General features: G+C 68.0%; 23 protein-coding genes. 13 read left to right on the top strand and 10 right to left on the bottom strand.

What is annotated here, in order from left to right:
• Positions 1 to 299: 299 nt before the first annotated feature.
• Positions 300 to 2369: a TonB-dependent receptor family protein gene (locus tag HOP52_RS13400; RefSeq protein WP_238977895.1), complete on the top strand. Its 2070-nt coding sequence runs from the start codon at positions 300 to 302 to the stop codon at positions 2367 to 2369.
• Positions 2370 to 2378: 9 nt separating this feature from the next.
• On the opposite strand, the gene HOP52_RS19810 is transcribed toward HOP52_RS13400, so the two are convergent.
• The 5 genes from HOP52_RS19810 to HOP52_RS13380 are packed head-to-tail and all read right to left on the bottom strand — an operon-like array spanning position 2379 to position 5575.
• On the bottom strand, positions 2379 to 2681 hold the full coding sequence (locus tag HOP52_RS19810) for a PDDEXK nuclease domain-containing protein (protein ID WP_422677714.1): 303 nt from the start codon (positions 2679 to 2681) through the stop codon (positions 2379 to 2381).
• A complete protein-coding gene (locus tag HOP52_RS13395) occupies positions 2596 to 3036 on the bottom strand; it encodes a DUF1016 N-terminal domain-containing protein (RefSeq protein WP_422677713.1) in 441 nt (146 codons plus the stop codon). Before HOP52_RS13395 ends, HOP52_RS19810 begins: the two co-directional genes overlap by 86 nt.
• A 50-nt stretch (positions 3037 to 3086) precedes the next feature.
• On the bottom strand, positions 3087 to 3896 hold the full coding sequence (gene trpC / locus HOP52_RS13390; RefSeq protein ID WP_238977894.1) for an indole-3-glycerol phosphate synthase TrpC: 810 nt from the start codon (positions 3894 to 3896) through the stop codon (positions 3087 to 3089).
• Between the two features lie 31 nt (positions 3897 to 3927).
• Complete coding sequence (trpD, locus tag HOP52_RS13385) at positions 3928 to 4947, bottom strand: anthranilate phosphoribosyltransferase (protein WP_238977893.1); 1020 nt, start codon at positions 4945 to 4947, stop codon at positions 3928 to 3930.
• A gap of 43 nt (positions 4948 to 4990) precedes the next feature.
• A complete protein-coding gene (locus HOP52_RS13380; protein WP_238977892.1) occupies positions 4991 to 5575 on the bottom strand; it encodes an anthranilate synthase component II in 585 nt (194 codons plus the stop codon).
• 359 nt (positions 5576 to 5934) lie between these two features.
• Between HOP52_RS13380 and HOP52_RS13375 the strand changes: the two genes are divergently transcribed.
• The 3 genes from HOP52_RS13375 (at position 5935) to HOP52_RS13365 (ending at position 10032) form a co-directional block, all read left to right on the top strand.
• Positions 5935 to 6639 carry a response regulator transcription factor gene (locus HOP52_RS13375; RefSeq protein ID WP_238977891.1) on the top strand — a complete coding sequence of 235 codons (705 nt, stop codon included), beginning with the start codon at positions 5935 to 5937 and terminating at the stop codon, positions 6637 to 6639.
• Positions 6636 to 7991: a sensor histidine kinase gene (locus HOP52_RS13370; protein ID WP_238977890.1), complete on the top strand. Its 1356-nt coding sequence runs from the start codon at positions 6636 to 6638 to the stop codon at positions 7989 to 7991. Before HOP52_RS13375 ends, HOP52_RS13370 begins: the two co-directional genes overlap by 4 nt.
• 103 nt (positions 7992 to 8094) lie before the next feature.
• Complete coding sequence (locus tag HOP52_RS13365; protein WP_238977889.1) at positions 8095 to 10032, top strand: TonB-dependent receptor domain-containing protein; 1938 nt, start codon at positions 8095 to 8097, stop codon at positions 10030 to 10032.
• Positions 10033 to 10168: 136 nt separating this feature from the next.
• Here HOP52_RS13365 and trpE read toward each other — a convergent pair whose 3' ends face one another.
• From trpE to rpe, 3 genes are all read right to left on the bottom strand, one after another.
• Complete coding sequence (gene trpE, locus HOP52_RS13360; protein ID WP_238977925.1) at positions 10169 to 11665, bottom strand: anthranilate synthase component I; 1497 nt, start codon at positions 11663 to 11665, stop codon at positions 10169 to 10171.
• Between the two features lie 302 nt (positions 11666 to 11967).
• Positions 11968 to 13131 carry a phosphoglycolate phosphatase gene (gph, locus tag HOP52_RS13355; protein WP_422677712.1) on the bottom strand — a complete coding sequence of 388 codons (1164 nt, stop codon included), beginning with the start codon at positions 13129 to 13131 and terminating at the stop codon, positions 11968 to 11970.
• Positions 13132 to 13135: 4 nt separating this feature from the next.
• The gene (rpe, locus tag HOP52_RS13345; protein WP_238977888.1) at positions 13136 to 13837 is read right to left on the bottom strand and encodes a ribulose-phosphate 3-epimerase; all 702 of its coding nucleotides are present in this window, start codon (positions 13835 to 13837) and stop codon (positions 13136 to 13138) included.
• 190 nt (positions 13838 to 14027) lie between these two features.
• On the opposite strand from rpe, the gene cysP reads away from it, so the two are divergent.
• The 5 genes from cysP to HOP52_RS13320 all read left to right on the top strand — a co-directional run bounded on the left by cysP (position 14028) and on the right by HOP52_RS13320 (position 18738).
• Positions 14028 to 15038 (top strand): thiosulfate ABC transporter substrate-binding protein CysP, encoded by a 1011-nt coding sequence (gene cysP / locus HOP52_RS13340; RefSeq protein ID WP_238977887.1) that lies wholly within the window; start codon positions 14028 to 14030, stop codon positions 15036 to 15038.
• Between the two features lie 52 nt (positions 15039 to 15090).
• Entirely contained in the window at positions 15091 to 15954 is an 864-nt protein-coding gene (gene cysT, locus HOP52_RS13335; RefSeq protein ID WP_238977886.1) for a sulfate ABC transporter permease subunit CysT, read from the top strand.
• Positions 15954 to 16781, top strand: coding sequence for a sulfate ABC transporter permease subunit CysW (gene cysW / locus HOP52_RS13330; protein WP_238977885.1), 828 nt, complete (start codon positions 15954 to 15956; stop codon positions 16779 to 16781). The genes cysT and cysW overlap by 1 nt, the downstream gene beginning before the upstream one ends.
• Positions 16778 to 17878, top strand: a complete 1101-nt coding sequence (locus HOP52_RS13325; protein WP_238977884.1) for a sulfate/molybdate ABC transporter ATP-binding protein — start codon at positions 16778 to 16780, stop codon at positions 17876 to 17878. Before cysW ends, HOP52_RS13325 begins: the two co-directional genes overlap by 4 nt.
• A 257-nt stretch (positions 17879 to 18135) precedes the next feature.
• Positions 18136 to 18738, top strand: a complete 603-nt coding sequence (locus tag HOP52_RS13320; protein ID WP_238977883.1) for a YajG family lipoprotein — start codon at positions 18136 to 18138, stop codon at positions 18736 to 18738.
• 13 nt (positions 18739 to 18751) lie between these two features.
• Here HOP52_RS13320 and tmpT read toward each other — a convergent pair whose 3' ends face one another.
• Together tmpT and HOP52_RS13310 are read right to left on the bottom strand one after the other, a co-directional pair.
• Positions 18752 to 19390 carry a thiopurine S-methyltransferase gene (gene tmpT / locus HOP52_RS13315; protein ID WP_238977882.1) on the bottom strand — a complete coding sequence of 213 codons (639 nt, stop codon included), beginning with the start codon at positions 19388 to 19390 and terminating at the stop codon, positions 18752 to 18754.
• Positions 19391 to 19411: 21 nt separating this feature from the next.
• On the bottom strand, positions 19412 to 20038 hold the full coding sequence (locus HOP52_RS13310) for a TIGR04211 family SH3 domain-containing protein (protein ID WP_238977881.1): 627 nt from the start codon (positions 20036 to 20038) through the stop codon (positions 19412 to 19414).
• Between the two features lie 419 nt (positions 20039 to 20457).
• Here HOP52_RS13310 and miaB point away from each other — a divergent pair, with 419 nt between their 5' ends.
• The 4 genes from miaB to HOP52_RS13290 all read left to right on the top strand — a co-directional run bounded on the left by miaB (position 20458) and on the right by HOP52_RS13290 (position 24356).
• Positions 20458 to 21801, top strand: a complete 1344-nt coding sequence (miaB, locus tag HOP52_RS13305) for a tRNA (N6-isopentenyl adenosine(37)-C2)-methylthiotransferase MiaB (protein ID WP_238977880.1) — start codon at positions 20458 to 20460, stop codon at positions 21799 to 21801.
• A 77-nt stretch (positions 21802 to 21878) separates the two neighbouring features.
• A complete protein-coding gene (locus HOP52_RS13300) occupies positions 21879 to 22967 on the top strand; it encodes a PhoH family protein (RefSeq protein WP_238977879.1) in 1089 nt (362 codons plus the stop codon).
• On the top strand, positions 22964 to 23473 hold the full coding sequence (ybeY, locus tag HOP52_RS13295; protein ID WP_238977878.1) for an rRNA maturation RNase YbeY: 510 nt from the start codon (positions 22964 to 22966) through the stop codon (positions 23471 to 23473). The genes HOP52_RS13300 and ybeY overlap by 4 nt, the downstream gene beginning before the upstream one ends.
• Positions 23474 to 23483: 10 nt before the next feature.
• Positions 23484 to 24356: an HlyC/CorC family transporter gene (locus HOP52_RS13290; protein ID WP_238977877.1), complete on the top strand. Its 873-nt coding sequence runs from the start codon at positions 23484 to 23486 to the stop codon at positions 24354 to 24356.
• Positions 24357 to 24369: the final 13 nt, after the last annotated feature.

The raw sequence follows: 24369 nt of genomic DNA, 5'->3' as shown, positions 1-24369 counted from the left end.
ATCATCCTTTCGTGTCCTTCGGCGGCGGGTCGGTGGGATTTGGGCACGCTACCGCCCCTATCGGGCATGGTCGAGCGGTACTGCCCTCATGCGATAGTCTGGGTGATGAGTATGTCGCCGCTCGCTCATCTCGCTTAGGCTCAACAGCCTAAGCAAATACCAAAGTCACTGCAAAGCAGTACCATTGACCTAGGGCAAGGTCGGCATGGGGATGAGAGGATCGTGTCTTGCCGCTGGCGGCCAGGGCGCGCCGGGGCACTACACTACTCCAGCAACCGAGACGGCTAGGATTGCGACGCATGCGATACCTCACGAGCCGACTGCTGCTGCTGGGCTGCCTGCCCGCCGCGAGCGCGGCATTCGCCCAGCCCGCCGACACCGCCAACGACGAGGCGGCGACGCTGACCACCATCACCATCAGCGCCCCGCGCCTGGCCCGGGAGCTCTACGACACCCCGGCGGCGGTGTCGGCGGTGAGCCGCGAGGAGATCCAGCGGGCACAACAGCGGGTGCGCCTGGACGAGGCGCTGTCGAGCGTTCCCGGCGTCTTCCTGCAGAACCGCGACAACTTCGCCCAGGGCCAGCGCATCGCCAGCCGGGGTTTCGGCGCCCGGGCGCCCTTCGGCATCCGTGGCATCCATATCCGGGTCGATGGCATTCCCTATACCCTGCCCGACGGCCAGGCCCAGATCGACGCCGTGGATCTGGACAGCGCCGAGCGCATCGAGGTGATCCGCGGGCCGGCCTCGGTGCTCTACGGCAACGCCGCCGGCGGCGTGCTCGACGTGACCACCGGCGACGGCAGCGAGATGCGCCGCTCGCCGGTGCTGCGCCTGCAGGGCGGCAGCCACGACTACCGCAAGCTGGCCCTGCGCCAGGGCGGCGAGAGCGGCAGCTGGGTGCACAGCGTCAGCCTTTCGGCGCTGGACTTCGAGGGCTACCGGGAACAGAGCGCGGTGGAGAAGCGCCTGCTCAACGCCCGGCTCGGCTACCGGTTCGACGAGACCCGCAGCCTCTCGGCGCTGGTGAACGTGCTCGACCTGCCCACCGCCGAGGACCCCGGCGGGCTCACCGCCGAGGAGGTGGCGGCCGACCGTCGCCAGGCGGCGCCGGCCGCGGCCGCCCTGGATGCCGGCCAGCGGGTGGAGCAGCAGCTGCTGGGGCTGCACTACGCCGATCTCGACGCCGCCGGCGGCGAGCTCAACGCCCGCGCCTTCGTCAGCCGGCGCGACTTCGAGCAGCAGCTGCCCTTCCCCGGCAACAGCCTGGTGGACTACCGGCGCCGCTACTATGGCGCCAGCCTGGACATGACCCGCAGCGAGGAACTCGCCGGGCGGCCGCTGCGCTACGTCGCCGGGGTCGAGGTGGGCCGCCAGGAGGACGACCGCGGCCGGCGCGCGGTCACCCCCCAGGGCGCGGTGAGCGCCGAGACCGCCGACGAGCAGCAGAACGCCACCGCTGCCGGGGTCTTCCTGCTCAGCGAATTGGGGATTACCGATGCGCTGGAGGTCAGCGCCGGGATTCGCCACGACCAAGTGCGGCTCTCCATCGACGACCGCTTCCAGGCCGGCGGCCTCGACGCCAGCGGTTCGCGCACCTTCCGCGAGTGGACCGGCAGCCTTGGCGCCAGCTACCGCTATCACGAGGCTCACCAGGTCTACGCCAACCTGGGCACCGCCTTCGAGACGCCCACCTTCACCGAGTTCGCCCGGCCCGACGGCGGCGGCGGCTTCAATCCCGAGGTGGCGCCCCAGCAGGCGCTGAGCCGCGAGCTGGGCCTGCGCGGACGGCTGGCCAATGGATTGCGCTACGATCTGGCGGCCTTCTCGGTGCGGGTCGACGACGAGCTGGTGCCCTTCGAGGCCGGCGACGGGCGCACCTTCTATGAAAACGCCGGGCGCACCTCGCGGGAGGGGATCGAGCTGGAGCTGGACTGGAGCCCGACCCTGGCCTGGCGGCTGACCAGCGCCCTGACCCTGGCCGACTACCGCTTCACGCGCTTCGCCGATGATGGCCGGGACTTCGCCGACAACCGCCTGCCGGGGCTGCCTCGCCGCCAGTGGCACAACCAGCTCACCTGGTACGGCAGCGGCGAGCGCTTCGCCAGCCTGGAGGGGCGCTACACCGGCGGCTTCTACGCGGACAACGCCAACACGGTGCCGGTCGACAGCCACTGGCTGGTCAGCCTGCGCGCCGGCGACGCCTGGCGGCTGGGCGACGGCACGACCCGCCTCGGCGCCCACCTGGGGGTGCGCAACCTGCTCGACGAGGCGCACTTCGCCAATGTGCGCATCAACGCCAGCGGCGGGCGCTACTTCGAGCCCGCCCCGGGCAGGACCCTGTACGCCGGGCTGGAGCTGAGTTTTTAGCGGAGTCGATTAGTCCCTTGGCTCTTCCTGATCTCCCAACAGACGGGCTCGAGCACTTTCGATGGACTGGTGCAACTTGGCCTGCAGAGCCTCTCTGGACGGCAGCACGGTCAGATACTCAGCGACATGGATACCGCTCTTGTCTAGCTCCAGCAGCTCGATCTGCTCCCGCTGCTTGCCGGCGCAAAGAATGATTCCCAGCGGCGGATTCTCGCCGGCTTCCTGCTCATGGCGAGCCAGCCAGCGCAGGTAGAGCTCCATCTGGCCCTTGTACTCGGCTTTGAAGCGCCCGAGCTTGAGGTCGATGGCCACCAGTCGCTTGAGTTTGCGGTTGTAGAACAGCAGATCGATGTAATTTTGCAGACAGTGCCTGCACAATCTCCAGCTTGGGATAGCACTGCGCGAACTGGCACATGTTGGCCAGGTTACGCTTCGACCAGCCACGACCGTAGAGCTTCGTTAGTTCCTTGGCCAGCTTAGCCATCACCTGCTCGCCATAGCTCGCCCGCTGCTCCTTCAGCAGTTCCCTGTTGATACGGTGACCAATCCGCCAGTAGAGCAGGGTCAGCTCGGCGTTGACCGACACCGCCGCACGCTGGCGTGCGCCATCGATCAACTCGCTCAACTCGGTGACCAGCGCCGGGTCGGTGACTGCCTTGTCACTCATAGCAGCGGGCTCCTACCCATCGAAAGCTTCTGCATCACGACCGGCTTGGATCAGAAAAACAGCCGGCGCAGCGCCTCGCCGGGGTCGTCCTCGCGCATGAAGGCTTCGCCGACCAGGAAGCCGTGCACGTCGTGCTCGCGCATGCGCAGCACGTCGCTACGGGTGTGAATGCCGGATTCGGTGACCACGGTGACGCCGGGCGGGATCCGCGACAGCAGCTCCAGGGTGGTCTCCAGGCGGGTCTCGAAGGTGTGCAGGTTGCGGTTGTTGATGCCCACCAGGGAGAGGCCCAGCTTGAGCGCGCGCTCCAACTCGCGCTGGTCGTGCACCTCGACCAGCACGTCCATGCCCATCTCTACCGCCTGCTGGTGCAGGTCCGCCATGCGGGCGTCCTCCAGGGCGGCGACGATCAGCAGGATGCAGTCGGCGCCGATGGCCCGCGCCTCGCTGACCTGATAGCCGTGGGTGATGAAGTCCTTGCGGATCACCGGCAGCTCGCAGGCTTCACGCGCGGCGATCAGGTAGTCCTCGTGGCCCTGGAAGAAGTCGGCGTCGGTGAGCACCGAGAGGCAGGCGGCGCCGCCGGCGGCGTAGCGCTCGGCGATCTCGGCGGGCTGGAAGTCCTCGCGTATCACCCCCTTGGAGGGCGAGGCCTTCTTGATCTCGGCGATCACCGCCGGGTCGCCCTCTTCGATGAGCCGGTCGAGCGCGGCGATGAAGCCCCGCGGCGCGCTCTGCTCGGCGGCCAGGCGCAGCAGCTCGGCCTCGGAGACGGCACGCGAGCGCTCGGCGACCTCCTCGTCCTTGCGCGCCAGGATGCGGGTGAGAATGGTCGGGGTGGCGTCCTGCGTTGGGCTCATGGCGAGATCCTGAAAGTGATCGAGGGGCGGGTCAGGGAATCAGCACCCGGGTGAAGTCGGCCAGTTCCTTCATCTTTTCCAGCGGCAGCCGGGAGGCCTGGGCGTCCTGGGCCATGGCCACGCCTTCGCTCAGGGTGTCGGCGATCCCCGCGCAGTAGAGCGCGGCGCCGGCGTTGAGAGCGACGATATCCGCCGCCACGCCCTCCCCGACCAGGGCCTCCTGCACCAGGCGCAGGCTGTCCTCGGCGCTGACCACCTTGAGCGGCGCCAGACTCTGGCGCTCGATACCCAGCGACTCCGGAGTAATAGTGTAGCGCTTAATCTCGCCGTCCTTGAGTTCGGCCACCTGGGTGGGGGCGGCCAGCGAGATCTCGTCCAGGCCGTCTTCGGCGTGCACCACCATCACGTGCTCGCTGCCCAGCTGGCGCAGCACCTCGGCCATCAGCGGCACCAGCGCCGGGGAGTAGACGCCCAGCAGCTGGTTGGGGGCGCCGGCCGGGTTGGTCAGCGGGCCGAGGATATTGAACAGGGTGCGCACGCCCATCTCGCGGCGCGGGCCGATGGCATGGCGCATCGCCGGGTGGTGGTTGGGAGCGAACATGAAGCCCACGCCCACCTGCTCGATGCAGCGCTCCACCTGGTCGGGCTTGAGGTCCAGGTAGATGCCGGCCACGTCGAACAGGTCGGCGCTGCCGGACGAGGAGGAGACGCTGCGGTTGCCGTGCTTGGCCACGTGGGCGCCAGCGGCGGCGGCGACGAAGCTGGCGGCGGTGGAGACATTGAACAGGTTAGCGCCATCACCGCCGGTGCCGACGATATCCACCACGTTTTCGGCGTGCACCGTGACCCGCTTCATCAGCTCGCGCATCACCTGGGCGGCAGCGCTGATCTCCTCGGCGGTCTCGCCCTTCATGGCCAGGCCCACCAGCAGGCCGCCGGTCTGGGCGTCGGTGGCCTCGCCGATCATGATCTGGCGCATGACCGCATGGGTCTGCGCGAAGCTCAGGTTCTCGTGGCGCATCACCGCGGCAATGGCGTCTCGCATCTGCATGGACAGGAACTCCTCTACTCGGGCGCGGATCAGCGGGCGCGACTCATTGGCGTTTGAGAAAATTGGCCAGCAGCTCGTGCCCCTGGCGGGTGAGGATCGACTCGGGGTGGAACTGCACGCCCTCGATATCCAGCTCGCGATGGCGCAGCCCCATGATCAGCCCCGGGGTGACGTCGTCCTCGTCGGTCCAGGCGGTCACCTCCAGGCATTCGGGCAGGCTGTCGGCCTCCACCACCAGGGAATGATAGCGGGTCACCTCCAGCGGGTCCTCCAGGCCGGCGAACACGCCTTGGCTATGATGGCGAATCCGCGAGGTCTTGCCGTGCATCACCTGGGGCGCGCGCACCACCTTGCCGCCGTAGACCTGGCCGATGGCCTGATGGCCCAGGCAGACGCCGAGGATCGGCAGCTTGCCGGCGAAGTGGCGGATCGCCGCCAGGGAGATGCCGGCCTCGTTGGGCGTGCAGGGCCCCGGCGAGATGACCAGGTGGCTCGGCGCCAGGGCCTCGATCTCCTCCAGGGTGATGGCGTCGTTGCGGTGGGTGACCACCTCGGCCCCCAGCTCCCCCAGGTACTGCACCACGTTGAAGGTAAAGCTGTCGTAATTGTCGATCATCAGCACGGGCATGACGATAAATTCCTGTCTCGGTTGCGCAAATCCGGTCGGCGTGGAAGGTGCTGCCGCAGCATTCGCCAGCCGTGCAGGGCCACCAGGCACAAAAATGCCGCCCCGACGGCGGCATGGTCATTCAAGACGCAGGTGTGCCGCCCCTCTTTCAGGAGCGCCACCAGGGGCGAATCGAATGAGCGTGATCTGATGTGTTCATGGCGGTATGTTGCGGCCGGGGGGTCGAGCTGTCAAGGCACCCGGCGGTAGTGCCGTGCGCGGCTGGGTGGCGGCTCCCATGCGCCGCGCGGCGGAGCTTGCCAGGCGATACACAGTTGCATATGATAAATATTATCAAATGCATGATAAGTGATTCGTCAATGCCCATTACCGCCTCCCTCCGGCCGCGGATCCTGGTGGTCGAGGACGATCGGACGCTGAACGGTCAGATTGCGAGCCTGCTGGAGGAAAAGGGGTATCGGACACAGCAGTGCTACGAGGGCGAGGGGGCGCTGCTCTCCGCCCTGGGCCAGCGTTTCGACCTGATCCTGCTGGACGTGCTGCTGCCCAAGCTGGACGGCTTCGAGGTGCTCAAGCGACTGCGCAAGACGCGCCAGACCCCGGTGATGATGCTCACCGCCCGCGGCGCCGAGGAGGAGCGCATCCGCGGTTACCGCCGCGGCGCCGACGACTACCTGCCCAAGCCCTTTGGCTTCACCGAGCTGCAGCTGCGCATCGAGGCCCTGCTCCGCCGCACCCTGGGCAGCAGCGACCCACGCGCCGACCCGGAGGAGCTCTGCGTGGGCCCCTTGAGACTGGCGCGCAGCGAGCTGGCGGTGCGCTACCACGACACCGCCATCGCCCTGACGCCGATCCAGTTCCGCCTGCTCTGGGTGCTGCTGCTTCACCAGGGCGAGGCGCTCAGCAAGCCCTACCTCTATCAGCTGGTGCTGGAGCGGGAGTACAGCCGCTACGACCGCAGCCTGGACATGCACCTAAGCCGGGTGCGCCGCAAGCTGGTAGCGGCCGGCATGGCGGTGGACCGCCTGCAGACCATCCACGGCAAGGGCTACTGCTTCCTGTGAATCGCCGGCTGTTCTGGAAACTCTGCGGCCCCCTGGCCCTTGGCACCCTCGTCCTGGTGTGGGTAATCACCTTCCTCGGCGCCGAGACCGAGCAGAAGATGAGCTTCATCGCCGAGCGCCATCAGCAGACCCTGAAGGCCTGGGGGCGCACCGCCGAACGCCTCCACCAGGCCGGCGACGACCAGGCCCTGGCCGATTGGCTGGCGGCGCTGCAGACCCGCGAGAATACCTGGGCCGCGGTGGTGCGCTCCGATATCCAGCCCCTGGCCGGCAGCCAGCTCTCGACGCAGTTCCAGGAGGGCTTTCGCCTGGGCCGCCAGGTGGAGTGGAAGATCCATCTCTACTTTGCCGAGAACCCGATCATGGATCTCACCTTTGCCGACGGCCATACCCACTTCCTGGTCACCCTGCCCCAGCGCATGCGCCCCGGCACCTACCTGCCCCAGGTGCGGATGATCCTCAAGGTGGCCCTGCCGCTCGCCGTGCTGGTGCTGCTCGCGGTGGTGATCTACCGCCACCTGATGGGCCCGCTGCGCCAGCTCGAGCGGGCCACCCGGGCATTCAGCGAGGGCGAGTTGGGGGTGCGGGTGCGCGCCCTGCTGGGCAGCCGCAACGACGAGCTCACCGCCCTGGCGGAGACCTTCGACCGCATGGCCGAGCGCACCGGCGAGCTGATCCTCACCCAGCGCCGGCTGATCGCCGACCTCTCCCACGAGCTGCGCACGCCCCTGACCCGCATCGACATGGCGGTGAGCTGCGCGGAGGAAGGCGTCGACACCCAGCACTTCCTGCCGCGCATCCGCCGCGAGTGTCGGCTGATGCGCGGCCTGGTGGAGGACACCCTGACGCTGGCCTGGCTGGAGAACGAAGCCCCCAGCCTCGACCAGGAGAGCCTCGATCTGACCGACCTGCTCGACAGCGTGATCGACGATGCCGGCTACGAATACCCCCACCACCGGCTGGAGACCGAGCTGCCCCACCAGGCGGAGATCAGCGGCAGCAGCCACCGCGCCCTGGCCCAGGCGGTGGAGAACGTGATTCGCAATGCCTGCCACTACACCCCGGCGGGCGGCCGCATCCGGATCGCCCTGAGAGCGGACGGCGACGGCTACCGGCTCACCATCGACGACGCGGGGCCCGGCGTGCCCGCCGACCAGCTGGAGCTGATCTTCACGCCCTTCTTTCGCACCAACCGGGCCCGCGACGACCGCCCCGACGGTCACGGCCTGGGGCTGGCCCTGGCGCGTCGGCAGGTCGAGGCGGCGGGCGGCTGGATAGGCGCCGAGAACCGTGTCGAGGGTGGCCTGCGCATGTCGCTGTGGTTCCCGGCATCACGGTCGAGGGACGCCTGAGCCCACCGCGTAACAAATGTAAAAGCGGTTCACATTGCCCAGCCGCTCATCAAGAATGCGCCCCAAATGAGAAACAATATCAACCGATGGAGCGCAGAGACCCATGCTGTCCGAGACCCCCACGTCTTCCCACTGGCCGCGCAATCCCCTGTGGCTGGCCATCGCCCTGCTCGGCGCAAGCCCCCTGGCGCTAGCCCAACAGGCTCAGCAGCTCGACGCCCTGGAGATCACCGCCGAGCGCCTGTCAGCCGACCGGGTCGTGGACGAGGAATTGCTACAGCGCCGCCAGGCCGATGACCTGCGCGATGTCTTCGCCGATCTGCCCGAGGTCGCCGTGGGCGGCGGCGCACCGGCCGCCCAGAAGCTCTATGTGCGCGGCCTGGAAGATACCCTGCTCAACGTCACCGTGGACGGCGCAACCCAGTCCGGCAACCTGTTCCACCACCAGGGACGGCTGATGGTGGAGCCCGAGCTGCTCAAGCGGGTCGAGGTGGTGGCCGGCGCCGGGGAGGCCACCAACGGCCCCGGCGCCCTGGGCGGCGCCATCCGCTTCGTCACCAAGGACCCGGAGGACCTGCTGCGCCCCGGCCAGCGGCTGGGCGCGCTGCTCAAGGGCGGCTACTTCAGCAACGCCGACGGCCACAAGGCCTCCGCGTCGCTCTACGGTCGCCTGACCGACGACTGGAGCGCCCTGGCCACGCTGACCCGGACCGACCAGGGTGACTACCGGGATGCCGACGGCACGACCCAGCCGTTTACCGCCACCGAACGCTTCACCGGCTTTACCAAGCTGGTGGGGCAGCTCACCGAAGCGCAGAAGCTCACGCTGAGCTACGAGCGCAGCGAGGACCAGGCGTTTCGACTCCACCGCCCCCACTGGATCCCCAGCGCGCGTAACGCCCCCATCGATCAGGAGGTAGTGCGGGAAACCCTGATCGGCAAGTATGGCGTGGCTTCCAGCGACAACGACTGGCTCGACCTGGATCTGACCCTCTATCACACCGAGACTTCCCTCGAACATATCGAAGGCCCCTTTGGCGACTACATCGGCACCATGCGCAGCCACGGCGGCGACCTGCGCAACCACAGCCGGGTCGGGGAGCTCACGTTGTCCTACGGTATCGACTACCGGAAGGACGAGGCCAGCCTTGGTAGCCCGCTGTACGGGACCGACCGGGAAGAAGGCAGCGTGGTGGGCCTCTACCTGCAGAACCACTACCAGCTGACCGACCGGCTGCGCCTTAGCGCCGGCGCGCGCCACGACTGGTTCGAGCTGGACGAGGCGCTGAGCGGCAACAGCTTCAGCGAATCGGGCTGGAGCCCTAACCTGGGCTTCAAGTTCGAGGCCACCGAGCGGCTCGCCCTGCACGGCGGCTGGGCCCGCGCCATTCGCGGTACCCAGGTCAAGGAGCTGTTCGTGCTCGACTGGCACAGCAACGCGGAAGAGCGCAAGGAAGAGGTCGCCGACAACGTCGAGCTGGGTGCCACCTATCGTCACGGCAATCTCTACCTGGCGGTGGATGCCTTCGAGACCCGCATCGACGACGTGGTGGGCAAGGTCGACAACCGAACGCTAGGCAATGTCGGCGAGCTGAAGACCCGTGGCTTCAACGCGAGGATCGGCTACGAATGGGAGCGTCTCGACGCCTCGCTGGCCTACAGCCGGGCCAGGCCCGAGCTCAACGGCGAGCCGCTTAGCGATGACGACATGGCCCTTGGCACCAGCATCGGCAATAGCTGGGTGGCCAACGTGAATGTCCAGGCCACCCACGACCTGGAGCTCGGCTGGACCGGACGCTTCGCCGAGCGGCTGACGCGAGTGGCCGAGGGCTACCCGGAGAAGGCGGGCTACGGGGTGAACGACCTCTATGCCCGCTGGCGTCCGCTGGCCGACGACCGGCTGACGCTCTCGCTGCGGGTCAATAATGTCTTCGACAAGCAGTACTTCGATCACGCCAGCTATGGCGATGCCGGCGCCATTGCCCACGGCCTGCCCGAGCCGGGACGCGATATCCGCCTGGGTGCCAGCTATCGGTTCTAGCGTCGTCGTTTCTAAGCGCTGTCGATCTCCAAGGCTGTCGATTCAAGTACCCGCCCAGGGGCGCCGCTTACGGCGCCCCTGGGCTTGGTGCTTCGCCACCCTCGGGAAGCGGCCTTTCCCCCTGGCGGGTCGACGACTAATCCAGGTTGTCCAGGCCGCGCTCGGCCATGGCCACGGCGCGGAAGATGGCGCGCCCCTTGTTGAGGGTCTCCTGCCACTCGAGCTCGGGCACCGAGTCGGCTACCACCCCGGCGCCGGCCTGGACGTGCAGCTCGCCGTCCTTGATGACCGCGGTGCGAATGGCGATGGCGGTGTCCATGTTGCCGTGCCAGGAGAGATAGCCCACGGCGCCGGAGTAGATGCCGCGCTTGACCGGCTCGAGCTCGTCGATGATCTCCATGGCGCGGATCTTGGGCGCGCCCGAGAGGGTGCCGGCGGGGAAGGTGGCACGCAGCACGTCCATGGCCGAGAGCCCCGGCTTGAGCCGGCCGGTGACGTTGGAGACGATGTGCATCACGTGGGAGTAGCGCTCCACGGCCATCCGGTCGGTGACCGTCACCGAGCCGGTCTCGCTGATGCGCCCCACGTCGTTGCGCCCCAGGTCGATCAGCATCAGGTGCTCGGCCACCTCCTTGGGATCGGCCAGCAGGTCCGCCTCCAGCGCCCGGTCCTCCTCCTCGGTCTTGCCACGCACCCGGGTGCCGGCAATCGGTCGCACCGTCACCTCGCCGTCCTCCAGGCGGGTGAGGATCTCCGGCGAGGAGCCCACCACGTGGTGATCGTCGAGGTTGAAGAAGAACATGTAGGGCGAGGGGTTGAGGCTTCTCAGCGCCCGGTACAGATCCAGCGGCGAGGCACGATAGGGAATCGACATGCGCTGGGAGGGCACGCACTGCATGACGTCGCCGGCCAGCACGTACTCCTTGATCGTCTCCACCGCCGACTTGAAGCCCGCCTCGGTGAAGCCCGAGGTGAAGTGCCCCTCCTCCACGGCGCTGCGCCCGGTGCCGGGGCTGATGGTGTTGAGGGTGGCGCTGCGCAGGCGAACCTCGAGCCGCTGCAGCCGCTCCACCGCCGCCTCATAGGCGTCCGGCTCGGCGGGGTCGGCGTGGGTCCACAACGTCAGCCGCCCGGAGAGGTTGTCGAACACCACCAGGTCGTCGCAGACCATCAGCAGGATGTCCGGCACGCCCAGCGGGTCGGGCTTGTCGGCCACCTGGGGGCTGCGCAGGCGCGGCTCGATATAGCGGATGGTGTCGTAGCCGAAGTAGCCCACCAGGCCACCGTCGAAGCGCGGCTGGTCGTCGAGGCGCGGCACCCGGAAGCGCGCCTGGAACTGCTCGATCCAGTCGAGCGGGTCCGCCACCTCGGTGGCGCCCTGCTGCTCGCCGTTGATGATATGGCTGACCGTGAAACCGCGCACCTCGATGCGCTCGCGGCAGGGCAGCCCGATGATCGAGTAGCGCCCCCACTTCTCGCCCCCCTGCACGGATTCCAGCAGAAAGGTCCAGGGCTCGTCGGCCAGCTTCAGGTAGGTGGAGAGCGGGGTGTCGAGATCGGCCAGCACCTCGCGGGTGACCGGAATGCGGTTATAGCCGGCCTCGGCCAGCTCGCGGAAACGCTCGGGGGTCATCATGCCCGGGGTCCTCTTGGCAATGGGGCGCAGGGAAGTCGGAGGCGAGTGCACGCACTCAGTGGCCGAGCGTCACCATCGCCAGCCGCCGGGACGGGCCTGACTCGAAAGCGGGAAGCGGTGGCCCCGGCAGGGGCGACCGGCGGAGGGAGCGAAATCATCCAGCGTCATGCGGCTGTCCATCGATGCATGCTCCACACTCGAGGCCTGAGCAACGAGCGGGAGGCGGTGATGAGAGTTGAGCGTCTTATAACCAAAATATCTCAAGCCACGAAGGGCTTATAGCTTCCGCCGAAATCACCCTAAACGAGTTCCGCGAGCGATTCAACTACGCCGTCAGGCCCGCTGTCGCGCACCGGCTCGCCGTGGTTGTAGCCGTAGGGCACCGCCAGGGTACGGAAGCCGGCCATCTTGCCGGCGGCGATATCGTGGCGGGAGTCGCCCACCATCAGGCAGGCCGCGGGGGCCACGTCGAAGTGGGCCGCCGCGTGCAGCAGCGGCGCCGGGTGGGGCTTCTTCTCGGGCAGGCTGTCGCCGCCCAGGCAGAGCCCGAAGTGCCCCTGCAGCCCGAACCGCTCGAGGATCGGCGCGATGAAGGCGCTGGGCTTGTTGGTGATCAGCGCCAGCGGCATGCCTCGCGCCCGCAGGGCGTCCAGCCCCTCGCTCACCCCCGGGTAAAGGCGGGTGCGGGCGGCGGGCGCGCGCGCGTAGTGGGCCAGGAAGGCCGCATGGGCGAGCGTCAGCAGGTCACTATCGATCTCGACCGCGCTATCCGGCGAGGCTTCCGACGAGGCGACTGGCGAGGCGACTGGCGAGGCGCCGGGGACTGATCGTAGAGGGGGTCCGATGCCAGGGATGGCATCGGTAGCGCCCAGGGAGGGGTTCACAGCGCCCCCTCGAAGATCAGTCGACGGATCAGCCTCGCCAGCAGGCGTGCTGGAAGCCAGGGCATAACGCAGCGCCCGCTCCATCAGCGTGAGCGAGCCGTTGCCGACCCAGTCGCGCACCTTAGCTTCTCCGGCGGTGGGCAGGTCAAGGTCCGCCAGGGCGGCGTCCACGGCCAGGGCCAGGTCGGGCACCGAGTCGATCAGGGTGCCGTCCAGGTCGAAGGCCACCAGTTCAATGCCGTCGAGAATGGGGTGCATGCGCTCTCCTTGCCGACCCTCTTGATAACCATCGGCGCCCGCCTGCTGGCGGGCCGCCAGCCAGGCCCACTTGCGAGCGGCCGAGAGGCGCTTGATCTCGGCCTCGAGCCGCAGCGCCTCGCCGCGGCTGCCGACAGGCTCATGATGGAGCAGTCGCAGCGGCCCGCGCCCGCGCAGTGCCTTGGCACCGCGCCCGGCGCGATGCTCGGCCAGCCGGCGCGCCACCTCGGTGGTGATGCCGGTATAGAGCGCCCCGCCCGCCGTCTCCAGCAGGTAAAGGTGCCACACCGGCGCCTTGGTTGCAGGGGGCGATTCGCTCACAGGCTCAACGCACGCCGGCCAGCTGTTCGCGAAAGGCGCGCATCACGCTGTCGTAGCGGTGCGGGTCGGCCTCGCTTCCGGCGCCGAACACCGCCGAGCCGGCCACGAAGGTATCGGCCCCGGCCCGGGCGATCTCGGCGATGTTGTCGACCTTGACCCCGCCGTCGATCTCCAGGCGGATGTCGTAGCCCGAGGCATCGATACGCTGGCGCGCCGCACGCAGCTTGTTCAGGGTGCCGGGCAGGAAGGACTGCCCGCCGAAGCCGGGGTTGACGCTCATCAGCAGCACCATGTCGACCTTGTCCATGACGTGGTCGAGGAAGGAGAGCGGCGTGGCCGGGTTGAACACCAGGCCCGATTTGCAGCCGCCGTCGCGGATCAGCTGCAGCGAGCGGTCGATGTGATCCGAGGCCTCGGGATGGAAAGTAATGTAGGTGGCGCCGGCGTCGATGAAGTCGCCGATCAGCCGATCCACCGGCTTGACCATCAGGTGGGCGTCGATGGGGGCGGTGACGCCGTGCTTGCGCAGCGCTTCGCAGACCATGGGCCCGATGGTCAGGTTGGGCACATAGTGGTTGTCCATGACATCGAAGTGGACGATATCGGCGCCGGAGGCCAGCACGTTGTCGACCTCTTCACCGAGGCGGGCGAAGTCGGCGGAGAGGATCGAAGGGGCGATGAGAAAGTCGCGGGTCGCGTCGGTCATTGGGCATCCAGGCTGTCGCTCGGGGAAGGGCGCATTCTAGCAGGAACCACCGGAGCCCGGGGAGGGCGGCCCCGGGCGGCAGGAAAAGCCCCACAGACATATCTCTAAATAGAATAAAAAACATTATTGTAATTCCCTATACGCAGGTTTAACCTTGACCCCCAACGCTTCCCTGAATGGAGTCACCGGCATGTCCCTGCTGTCGTCCTTTCGCCGCACCGCGCTTGTCATCGCCCTGGGCGCCAGCCTGGCCACCCCGGCACTGGCCGCCGACCGCGAGCTGCTCAACTCGTCCTATGACATCGCCCGCGAGCTGTTCTCCGCCATCAATCCGGAGTTCCGCGAGTGGTGGCAGGCCGAACAGGGCGAGAAGGTCGCCATTCAGCAGTCCCACGGGGGCTCCTCCGCCCAGGCCCGCGCCATCCTCCAGGGCCTGCGCGCCGACGTGGTGACCTATAACCAGGTCACCGACGTCCAGGTGCTGGCCGATGCCGGCCTGGTGGCCGAGGACTGGCAGGAGGCGCTGCCCAACAACGCCTCGCCCTACTACTCCACCACGGCCTTCCTGGTCCGCAAGGACAACCCCAAGGGCATCGAGAGCTGGGACGACCTGGTCCGCGAGGACGTCAAGATGGTCTTCCCCAACCCCAAGACCTCCGGCAACGGCCGCTACACCTATCTGGCGGCCTGGGGCTTCGCCGACAATGCCTTCGACGGTGACGAGGAGCAGGTCCACGATTTTATGCGCACCTTCCTGCGCAACGTGGCGGTGTTCGACACCGGCGGCCGCGGCGCCACCACCAGCTTCATCGAGCGCGGCATCGGCGATGTCCTGATCAGCTTCGAGTCCGAGGTCAACAACATCCGCGGCGAGTACGGCCGGGACGACTATGAGGTGATCGTACCGCCGGTGAGCATCCTCGCCGAGTTCCCGGTCGCCGTGGTCGAGAGCAACGCCGAGCGCAACGGCACCCAGGACCTGGCCCAGGCCTATGTCGAGTACCTCTACAGCGAAGAGGCCCAGCGCATGCTGGCCGGCTTCAACTACCGCGTCCATCACGAGGCGGTGGTCGAGGAGTTCGCCGAGCAGTTCCCGGACACCGAGCTGCTGCGGGTCGAGGAGATCGTCGGTGGCTGGGAGCAGGCCATGGAAGCGCACTTCGCCGGCGGCGCCCTGCTCGACCAGCTGCAGCGGCGCTAAGCCAGGCACCGTGAGCCAAGCACTGTGAGACAGTCAGCATGAGCCACTCGTCATGAGCACCCGCGCCCTTCCCTTCGGGCTCGGCAGCACCCAAAAGCGGGTGCTGCCGGGCTTCGGCCTGTCGCTGGGCATCAGCCTGATGTTCATCTCGCTGGTGCTGCTGCTGCCGATGACCGGGCTGTTCGGTCAGCTCGCCGGCCTCAGCCTGGCCGAGTACTGGGCGATCATCACCGACGGCCGGGTGGTGGCCAGCTACACCGTGACCATCGGCGCCGCGGCGGTGGCCGCCGTCGTCAACGGCGCCTTCGGGCTGCTGCTGGCCTGGGTGCTGGTGCGCTACACCTTCCCCGGCAAGCGCCTGCTCGATGCGCTGATGGACCTGCCCTTCGCCCTGCCCACCGCGGTGGCCGGCATCACGCTCGCCACCCTCTACGCCAGCAACGGCTGGATGGGCCGGCTGCTCGAGCCGCTGGGCCTGCAGGTGGCCTACACCTGGGTGGGCATCGCGCTGGCCATGGCCTTCACCAGCATTCCCTTCGTGGTGCGCACCGTGCAGCCGGTGCTCGAGGACCTGCCGGTCGAGGTGGACGAGGCCGCGCTGACCCTGGGCGCCTCCGACGGCACGGCGTTTAGGCGGGTGATCCTGCCGCACCTGTGGCCGGCCATCGTCACCGGCACCGGGCTCGCCTTCGTGCGCTCGCTGGGTGAGTTCGGCGCGATCATCTTCATCGCCGGCAACATGCCCTACGAGACCGAGATCACCGCGCTGATGATCTTCGTCAAGCTGCAGGAGTTCGACTACGCCGGCGCCTCGGCCATCGCCTCGGTGGTGCTGTTCGTCTCGCTGGCCCTGCTGCTGGCCATCAATATCTGGCAGGGGCGCTTCATCAAGCGACTGCATGGAGGGCGCGGCTGATGCAACGTATCGGTGATGCCCCGGCCGTGCGCCGCACCCTGATCCTCGCCGCCGTGGCGCTGTCGGCGCTGTTCCTGCTGCTGCCGCTGGTGGCGATCTTCGCCCAGGCCTTCGCCCAGGGCGTGGCGGTGTTCTGGACCAACGTCAGCAACGAGTACACGGTGGCGGCCATCGGCCTGACGCTGTTCATCGCCGTGCTGACGATTCCCGTCTGCCTGGTGTTCGGGGTGGCCCTGGCCTGGCTGGTGACCCGCTTCAGCTTTCCGGGGCGGCGCATCCTGCAGACCCTGATCGACATCCCCTTCGCGGTGTCGCCGGTGGTCGCCGGCCTGATCTACCTGCTGCTCTACGGCCGCAACGGCTGGCTCGGCGCCTGGCTCGACACCCATGACATCCAGCTGATGTTCGCCTGGCCGGGCATCCTGCTGGTGACCATCTTCGTCACCTGCCCCTTCGTCGCCCGGGAGCTGATCCCGCTGATGCAGGCCCAGGGCTCCCGCGAGGAGGAAGCGGCGGTGACCCTGGGCGCGCCGGGCTGGACCATCTTCCGCCGGGTGACCCTGCCCAATATCCGCTGGGCGCTGCTCTACGGGGTGATCCTGACCAACGCCCGGGCGGTCGGGGAGTTCGGCGCCGTCTCGGTGGTCTCGGGGGCCATCCGTGGCCAGACCAACACCCTGCCGCTGCACCTGGAGCAGCTCTACCAGGACTACAACACCGTGGGCGCCTTCGCCAGCGCCGCCCTGCTGGCACTGATCGCCCTGCTCACCCTGGTCGCCAAGGCCAGCCTGGAATGGCGCGCCGCGCGCCGGGAGGTTCATGCATGAGCATCCGACTTCACAACGTCGCCAAGCACTTCGGCCGCACCTGCGCCCTGGAGCCGGTGAACTTGGACATCCGCGACGGTGAGCTGGTCGGCCTGCTCGGCCCCTCGGGCTCGGGCAAGACCACCCTGCTGCGCATCATCGCCGGGCTGGAGAACGCCGACCGCGAGCCCGCCGGGCGCATCCTGTTCGGCGAGCGCGACGTGACCCATGTCCACGTGCGCGATCGACGCATCGGCTTCGTCTTCCAGCACTATGCGCTGTTCCGCCATATGACGGTGTATGACAACGTGGCCTTCGGCCTCACGGTGATGCCGCGCAAGCACCGGCCCACCAGCGGGGAGATCCGCGCCCGGGTGCATCGCCTGCTGGAGATGGTGCAGCTCGAGAACTTCGCCAAGCGCTACCCGGCCCAGCTCTCCGGCGGCCAGCAGCAGCGCGTCTCGCTGGCCCGGGCGCTGGCCCTGCGCCCCGACGTGCTGCTGCTCGACGAGCCCTTCGGGGCGCTGGACGCCAAGGTGCGCCAGGACCTGCGTCGCTGGCTGCGCCACCTGCACGACGAGCTCAACTTCACCAGCGTTTTCGTCACCCACGACCAGGAGGAAGCCCTGGAGCTCTCCGACCGCGTCGTGGTGATGAGCAACGGCCGCATCGAGCAGATCGACACCCCGGATGCCCTCTACCGGGCGCCGGCCAACCGCTTCGTGTTCGAGTTCCTGGGCGATGTGAACCATCTGGAAGGCGAGGTGCGCGGCGGCACCCTCACCTGCGGCGATGCGCACCTCTCGGTGGCGCTGCCCGACGGGCCCGAGGAGCTGCTGCTGCGGCCCCATGAGGTCAAGCTGGCGACCGCCCCCACCCGCGAGGCCCACCTGCCGGTCACGGTGACCGCCATCTCCCCGGTGGGCGCCGAGGTGCGCGTGGAGCTGGCCGCCGACTGGCTCTCCGAGCCGTGGCTGGCCACGGTGCGTCACGCCGACTTCGAACAGCTGAACCTGACCCGCGGCCAGCGCCTGTTCGCGGTGCCGCGCCGCTGGCACCGCTTTCCCGACCCGGCCCGCCAAGCCCTGGCGCCGGAAACCGCCGCCGCGCTCTCCTGAGGTTCATCGCACTTTAGCGTGAACCCGTTCTGCAGGCAGCATGGTGGGAAGGCGGGGCTCGACGAAGGCGCCGCAGGCGCCCTTTGGGTAGCGCTGCGCGCTACTTCGCGAGCTAAAGCTCCCTCCCACAAAGCCATTTGGGAAGAGTCTTTCCTAAACCGGGGCGGGGCGTCAGGCTATTGCGGCCCTCCGCACACGGCTATACTCGGCTTCCCCCCTGCCATGACCCCGGGAGAGTCTGGACGATGAGAGTCAGGATGATTCAAGCTCACCGCGTGCGCCGCTGGCGGCAGGTCGCCGGCCTGCTGCTGGCCAGCGTCTGGCTGGCCGGCTGCGCCAGCCCCCACTACCTGCAGCTCGACCCCCAGCGCACTGCCGAGGTGCCGCGCAGCGGCGGCGGCCAGGCGATCACCGTCATGGCCGTGGACCAACGCGACGGCGAGGTAATCGGCACCCGCACCGGCAGCGCCATGTCCACCGCCACCATCAACGTCAGCGCCCATGAACTGGTGCCCCGGCTGCAGGCCGAGGCGGAGCGCGCGGTGCGCGACATGGGCTTCTCGCCCACCACCGACCCCGCCGAGGGGCGGCCCAGCCTGACCCTGACCCTGGTGCACCTGGGCTATGAGCGCGGCCAGAGCCGCCCGGTCATCGACGAGGCGCGCCTGGAGGCGGTCTTCGAGGCCAAGGCGGTCAACCGGGGCAGCACCTACACCGGCACCTACACCTCGCGGCGCACCCAGAGCTATGCGGTGCGCCCCGACCGCAACGCCAACACCCGCATGCTCAACGACCTACTCTCCGACGGGCTCGACCGAGCCTTCCGGGACCCGGAGCTGGGGCAGTTGCTGGCGGAATAGGCCGCCAGCACTGCTACACCTTAGGGCCACGGCGCACCATGGCCCAAACGCTCTCGCGAAAGCCGCTGCCGGGCTCGGGTGCGCCGTCTTCCAGGTGGGTGACCTGGAAGTTGGGCTCGAAGAGCTCGCGCACCTCCTGGGCATCTACGCTGTAGGGCGGGCCCCCGGCCTCGCCCGGGGGCCGCTCCAGGCTGATCAAAAGCCCCCGGGCGCCGGGCGGGATCAGCTGGGCCAGGTGGAAGGCGTAGCGCTGGCGAGTCGCTGGCGGCAGCGCGATCAGCGCGGCCCGGTCGTAGAAGGCGTCGATCTCAGCGGCCTGTTCGATATGAAAGTGGAAGAAGTCGCCGCACCACAGCTCGATGCTGCCCTGCCGGCAGACATCGAACGGCTCCTGGCGGTAGCGCGAGATCTCGCCGAGCCCCTCGGCGACGAACTGCTCGATGGCCTCCGGCGCCAGCTCGATGCCCAGCACCGGATGGTCATGGCGCGCCAGCCAGCGCATGTCCAGGCTCTTGCCGCACAGTGGCACCAGCACCTTGGTACCGGGCCTGGCCCCCAACAGGGGCCAGTGGCGGATCAGCGCCGGGTGCGCCTCGTCGCGATGAAAGCCGATGCGCCCCTCGCGCCAGCGGTCCCGCCACTCCTGTGCCATATCGCCTCGCCTCCCTGGGGCCTAGAACCAGCGGTCGTTCCTGCGCCGCTTGCGCGGCAGATGGGGGACGATCAGACCCACCAGCAGGCCCGCGCCAGCCACCCCGCCGCCATACATGAAGTAGCGCATCAGCAGGTCTTCCTCCTGGGTATCCAGGCGCGCCTGCAGCTGGCGGACAACCTGGCGTGACTGCTCGGCCTCGGCGTCGAGCTCCCGGTTGCGCGCCTCGAGCTCATTGATGCGCTGCTCGCGCACCTCGAGGGTCTCGGTCATGGTCGCCACGCGATTTTCCCAGGTCTCGTTGATGCTGCCGAGCTCCGCCTCGAGCTCCGCCACCTGGGCCTCCAGCTGGGGCAACAGCATCCGCGCGCTGGGGGCGTCCTGGAGCTCGTTACTCTGCACCCAGACGGTATTGCCCTCGCTGTTTTGCACCCGGCTGTAGTCGCCGCTGGTCTCCAGCACCCTGACCGGCTCGCCGGCAGTCAGGGTGCCGACGATACGGTAGCCATCGGTGGGGCCGCTGCGTACCCAGGTGGTCAACTCGTCGGAGACCCAGTGGGTCGCGTCGTCGGTCTGGGCCTGAAGCGGCAGCGCCGCAAGCCCCAGGGTCACGCCTACCAGAAGGGTCTTGAATCTATACATCGTCATGCCGTAGTCCTGACTATCGAAGGCTCACATGCGGCGTCATTGCTGCCGCGACCCGTATGCCGTCGCAGAACCTCCCGTTCCGGCAACGACCGATGAGACTGTCATCTGTCACGCTGATCGTTTTCCACAGCTTCTGTGGACAAGTATCGGGACAACCGCTGGAAAGGCGCCCGAGGTCGCGACGGGGGCGGCTGCGGCGGGGGCTGGTCATTCATTGACCAGCCCCCGACCTTCTCGACGCCCTTTGCAGACCGCCAAGGGTATCACAGACGACGGGCGACAACGCCCCTGCGCTGGCCCCACCGCGGCCCCTTCCGTATAATGGCGCGACCTTTCGAGAACGGCCCTGCGGCTGCATTCCCACGATACTTCACTCACCGGTGACGCCTGCGTCGGGCAACCGACCCAGACCTATTCTTATGGCGAAGAAACTCTTCATCAAGACTCACGGCTGCCAGATGAACGAGTACGACTCCGCGCGCATGGCGGACCTGCTCGGCGAATCCCATCAGCTGGAGCTGACCGACGACGAAGGCGAGGCCGACGTCATCCTGCTCAATACCTGCTCGATCCGCGAGAAGGCCCAGGAAAAGGTCTTCCACCAGCTCGGCCGCTGGAAGAAGCTCAAGGCGAGCAACCCCGATCTGGTGATCGGCGTGGGCGGCTGCGTGGCCAGCCAGGAGGGCGAGGCGCTGCGCAAGCGCGCGCCCCATGTCGACATGGTGTTCGGCCCCCAGACGCTGCACCGGGTGCCGTCCATGCTCGACGCCCGCCGCAACGACCAGATCTCGGTGGTGGACGTCACCTTCCCGGAGATCGAGAAGTTCGACCACCTGCCCCAGCCAAGCTCCGACGGCGCCACCGCCTTCGTCTCGGTGATGGAGGGCTGCTCCAAGTACTGCACCTTCTGCGTGGTGCCCTACACCCGCGGCGAGGAGGTCTCGCGCCCCTTCGAGGCGGTGATGGACGAGGTGATCCACCTGGCCGACCAGGGCGTGCGCGAGATCAACCTGCTGGGCCAGAACGTCAACGCCTACCGCGGCGAGAATCAGCTCGGCGACGAGATCGACCTGGCCGAGCTGATCGCCTGCGTGGCGGCGGTGGAGGGCATCGACCGGGTGCGCTTCACCACCTCGCACCCGGTGGAGTTCTCCGACAGCCTGATCGAAGCCTACGCCGAGATCCCCGAGCTGGTCAGCCACCTGCACCTGCCGGTGCAGGCCGGCTCCGACCGCATCCTCACCGCCATGAAGCGCGGCCATACCGCCGAGGAGTACGTCGAGAAGCTGGAGCGCATCCGTGCGCTGCGCCCGGATATCAGCTTCTCGTCGGACTTCATCATCGGCTTCCCCGGCGAGACGGAAGAGGACTTCGAGGCGACGATGAACCTGATCGGGCGCATCGGCTTCGACCACTCCTTCAGCTTCGTCTATTCAGCGCGCCCGGGCACCCCGGCGGCCGCGCTCGACGATGACACCCCGGAGAGCGTCAAGAAGCAGCGCCTGGCGATCCTGCAGGAGCGCATCAACCAGCAGGCGATGCAGATCAGCCGGCGCATGGTGGGCTCCACCCAGCGCATCCTGGTCAGCGGCTTCTCGCCCAGGGACCCGGGGCAACTCTCCGGGCGTACCGAGAACAATCGGGTGGTCAACTTCCGCGCCCCCAACCCGGTGGAGCTGATCGGCTACTTCGTCGACGTGACCATCACCGAGGCGCTGCCCAACTCGCTACGCGGCGAACTGGCCTCTCCCGCTCGATATTGAGTCATTCGGCATTGCCCCGGCTCGGGCCGGGGCATTAAGCTGACACTCACCATACGCAACGCACGGATTCTCCTGTCTTGAGCCAGCCCGCCTCTCAGGCCAACCGCATCATTACTCTGAGCCTCGAACCCAATGACCCCCAGCGCCTGGCCAATCTCTGCGGCCAACGTGACGAGCACCTCAAGCTGGTGGAGTCGCGGCTCGGGGTCACCCTGCGCAACCGCGGCAACGTCTTCCAGCTGGCCGGCCCCGGCCCGCGGGTCAAGGCCGCCGCCAACGTGCTCGAACACCTCTACCGCGAGGCCGAAGCCAGCGACCTGTCGCCGGACACCGTCCACCTCTTCCTGCAGGAGTCGGGCCGCGAGGCCGTCGACGAGGAGGAGGGCATCGGCGACGACGAGGTGCTGCTGCGCACGCCCAAGGTGCTGATCAAGCCCCGCGGCCAGAACCAGCAGAATTACGTCTCGAGCATCCGCGCCCACGATATCAACTTCGGCATCGGCCCGGCCGGCACCGGCAAGACCTACCTGGCGGTGGCCGCCGCGGTGGAGGCGCTCAATCAGCAGGAGGTACGCCGCATCCTGCTGGTACGCCCCGCCGTGGAGGCCGGCGAGAAGCTGGGCTTTCTGCCCGGCGACCTGGCCCAGAAGATCGACCCCTACCTGCGCCCGCTCTACGACGCCCTCTACGAGATGCTCGGCTTCGAGCAGGTCGGCAAGCTGATCGAGCGTCAGGTGATCGAGATCGCCCCGCTGGCCTACATGCGCGGACGCACCCTGAACAACGCCTTCATCATCCTCGACGAGAGCCAGAACACCACCCGCGAGCAGATGAAGATGTTCCTGACCCGCATTGGCTTCGGCTCCACCGCGGTGATCACCGGCGACATCACCCAGGTCGACCTGCCCCGTGGGCAGAGTTCGGGGCTGATCCAGGTCCTCGAGGTGCTCAAGGAGACGCCGGGGATCGGCGTCACCCACTTCGCCGCCAAGGACGTGGTGCGTCATCCGCTGGTGCAGCGCATTATCGAGGCCTACGACCACTTCGAGGCCGACCAGGAGGCCGCCGAGCGGGCCCGTCAGGAGGCCCTCGATCAGCAGCGCGAGGCGCGACGCGAGGAGCGCCAAAAGCGCGACCGCGACCGGCAGGACGGCCCGTCGACATGACCCCAGGGCCGGTCATCGACCGCCAGGTAGCCATCACCGATACCGGACTGCCGAGCCAGGCGGCGCTGGCGGCCTGGGTCGCCGCGGCGCTGGCCCGCCAGCCGGACGATCCGCGCCGGGAGGTCACGGTGCGGTTCGTCGACGCCGAAGAGAGTCGCACCCTGAACCGCACCTACCGCGGCAAGGACAAGCCGACCAACGTGCTCTCCTTCCCCTTCGAGTGTCCCCCCGGGCTGACGCTGCCGCTGCTCGGCGACCTGGTGATCTGCCACCGGGTGGTGGTGGATGAAGCGCAGGCACAGGACAAGCGCCTGGAAGATCACTACGCTCATCTGGTGGTTCATGGCACCCTGCACCTGCTGGGCCATGATCACCTGGAGGACGACGAGGCCGAGTCCATGGAGCAGCTCGAGCGCGAGATCCTGGCCGATTTCGGCATCGCGGACCCCTACGCAGCGCCCGATTCCGAGGGCGGCGAGCGACACTCCGATACCGAGGACAGATGAGACGCGACCCATGAGCGAAGACCGAACGAACGGCCAGGCCGGGAAGTCCTGGCTGGACAAGCTGCTCGGCGCCCTCTCGGGGGACAACGACGAACCCAGCTCCCGGGCGGAGCTGCTGGAGTTCCTGCGCCAGGCCGGTTCCCGGCTCAAGCTGGAAGAGGACGCCATGATGATCATCGAAGGCGCCCTGCAGATCAGCGACCAGCAGGTGCGCGAAGTGCTGATCCCCCGCTCCCAGGTGGCCGCCATCGCCGCCGACCAGCCCGCCGAGGAGTACCTGTCGCTGATCTTCGAGACTGGCCACTCCCGCTACCCGGTGATCGGCGAGAACCTCGACGAGGTCAAGGGGCTGCTGCTGGTCAAGGACCTGCTCAAGCTGCTGCCCTGCAGCAGCGAGGAGCGCGAGCGGTTCCGGCTCGAGGACGTGCTGCGCCCGGCGATGTTCGTGCCCGAGTCCAAGCGCCTCAACAGCCTGCTCAAGGAGTTTCGCGATACCCACAACCACATGGCGGTGGTGGTCGACGAGTACGGCGGCACCGCAGGCATCGTCACCATTGAGGATATCCTCGAACAGATCGTCGGCGACATCGAAGACGAGCACGACACCGACGAGGACGACGATATCAGCGAACTGGGCGAGGGCCGCTATGCCATTCGCGCCCTGACCCCCATCGAAGACTTCAACGAGCGCTTCGGCACCCGCTTCCCCGACGACGAGTTCGACACCGTCGGCGGCCTGGTGATGCAGCGTTTCGGCCACCTGCCCGGGCGTGGTGAATACGCCGAGCTGGGCAGCTGGCGCTTTACCGTGCTCAACGCCGACAACCGCCGCATTCGCCTGCTGGAGGCGAGCCCCTGCGACGAGCAGAGCCAGGACGAGTGAACGACCGCCAGAC

The organism is Billgrantia campisalis, from assembly GCF_022341425.1.
GTDB classification, from domain to species: Bacteria; Pseudomonadota; Gammaproteobacteria; order Pseudomonadales; family Halomonadaceae; genus Halomonas; species Halomonas campisalis.
Note: the sequence above shows the minus strand (reverse complement) of the source record. Positions and strands in the feature narration are given on the sequence as shown.